This is a genomic window from Microcoleus sp. MON1_C5, from assembly GCF_036701875.1.
Lineage (GTDB): Bacteria > Cyanobacteriota > Cyanobacteriia > Cyanobacteriales > Microcoleaceae > Microcoleus.
Genome location: NZ_JAUBRN010000146.1, coordinates 1 through 2047 on the forward strand (window position 1 = coordinate 1; position 2047 = coordinate 2047).

Genomic DNA, 2047 nt, shown 5'->3' on the forward strand with positions numbered 1-2047 from the left:
GAGTTTGCATTTAATGAAGTTACATCAGAAAATCTTTGGAATTGGTTTACTCACTGCTGTTATTGTACCTCATCTTTGTGAGAAAGGCTATAGTAAGCGAACACACCCAGCTATTTATAGGACGTTCTAAAGAAATTGAAAAACTCGACAATTTTTTAGCTGATAATTCCAGTGGTGTCCTCCTTGTGACTGCTAGTGCTGGTTTTGGTAAAACTTCACTGTTAGCTAGTTGGTGGAAAATACGGCATAAACAAGGCTATTTTATTGCTCATCATTTCTTTAGCCAACGGTACGATCGAACTCGCTCTGCTAAAAGTGCTTATGGGAATTTACTACAGCAAATTTATACATATTATGAACGATATTATGAGCAAATACCTAACGAAATAAATGAGTTAAGGCAAGCACTATACAACATATTAAGAGAGCCTGGAAAGGAAGAAAAGCCATTAGTCATTCTCATCGATGCTTTGGATGAATTAGATAAAACAGATATTCCCTTCTCACCACCCTTTCCTACTCCTTTACCTCCGAATGTATTCGTCATTGCTTCAGCGAGAGCCTCTGAAGGGGAGAAGCCAGAATACTTGTCTGGTTGGACAAATGATATTGAGCCAATACACCTCGATCGTTTGCCCCGTTGTGCGATCGCAGACTGGTTACTAGAAACTGGTGAAGACCATCTCATGTTATGCAGCCAGGATGAAGATTTTGTGAGTAGTTTGGATGCAATAACCCAAGGCTTTCCGCTTTACTTGCGCTACCTCATCGACGAACTGATTCAGGTAACAAAGCAGGGTGAGGACGTGCAGGCGGTACTCAGTGTTAGTCCACCTAAGTTTAAGGATTATGTAAAACAACAGTTTAAGCTGCTGGCAAAAGAAGTTAACTCAAGGGAAATGCAGGAATTATTCGTGCTGCTATCGGTAGCATTAGGAGGGCTTTCTAAAAAGGATGTTGTGGAATTGACGGGTTTAACAGTGTGGAATTTGCAAGCATTGCCTTGGCAGGTAACGCGCTGGTTTTCCGTTGAGCCGAGTTACACATTCGCTCATCCGCTGCTAGCGCAGGAGTTTCAAAGTTTGCTGGGGGGTGAGGCACAGCAAGCGCGGGACAAGTTAATTGAATACTGTGCCAGATGGCAAAAATACTCCAGTCCTTATGCTTTGCGACATTATGCAGAACATTTAAGCGAGGCGAAGCAGTGGGAGGCGTTGTATGCGATCGCACGTAACGAAGACTTTTACTCGCACTCTATTAAACAGTTTCCCGATGAGCCTGACTTGCCTTTGAAGACGGTGCAGACTGCCTTGTTAGCCGCCGCCGAGGAAGACAAAGCAGGAGAAATGGCAGAATTTATGCTGTTACACGCACGGCAACTGTTGCAGACAACCGCGCAAGATTCACCCCTAGATGCTTTGCGGAAAGGCTCTTTAGAACGAGCTTGGAGACTGACAGATTTATATGAAATTGAGCGGCGTATATTGTGGTATTTATTGCTGGCGTGGGAGTTGAAATATACAGGCAGATTTGAGGACGCAGAGGAAACACTGAAGCGATTGCAGCAGCAGGAATTACCTCGTTTATCAACCAATCAGGCTATAGAGTGGCACAGCGAGTCTGCTGCTTACCTACTTGCCCATGTTTTTGAAGTCAGTGAGGATATCTGTACTACTTTAGAGCAAAAGCTTTTCGATGATCGTTACCGCTGTATTTTGTGCGGTAATCTCAGTAATTGCGGTAACTTTGCTGCTGCCTTAAAAACTGTGCAGGGCGTTAGCTCACAAATATTATGGCAAGTGTCAGTGCTGTTAAATATAGCAAAAGTACAGGTACAGAAAGGAGATAGAGAATATTCTGCTACGTTTACCAACGCTCTTGAGATTGTAAAAACACTTGTTTCAACCTCATGGTGGGAAATATTGATAGAGGAGATAGCAAAAGCCCAAATAGAAGTTGGCGACAGGGCATCATACCAATTTTACATGAAGTTGCATAGAATAAAGATAATGTTGAGAGGTGATGAGTTATGGCACGTCAACTGATG

1 protein-coding gene is annotated in these 2047 nt (G+C 43.0%); it reads left to right on the top strand.

The features are described from left to right. Window positions 1–35 precede the first annotated feature (35 nt). Window positions 36–2045 (top strand): ATP-binding protein, encoded by a 2010-nt coding sequence (locus tag QUA71_RS29065; RefSeq protein WP_333290464.1) that lies wholly within the window; start codon window positions 36–38, stop codon window positions 2043–2045. Window positions 2046–2047 lie beyond the last annotated feature (2 nt).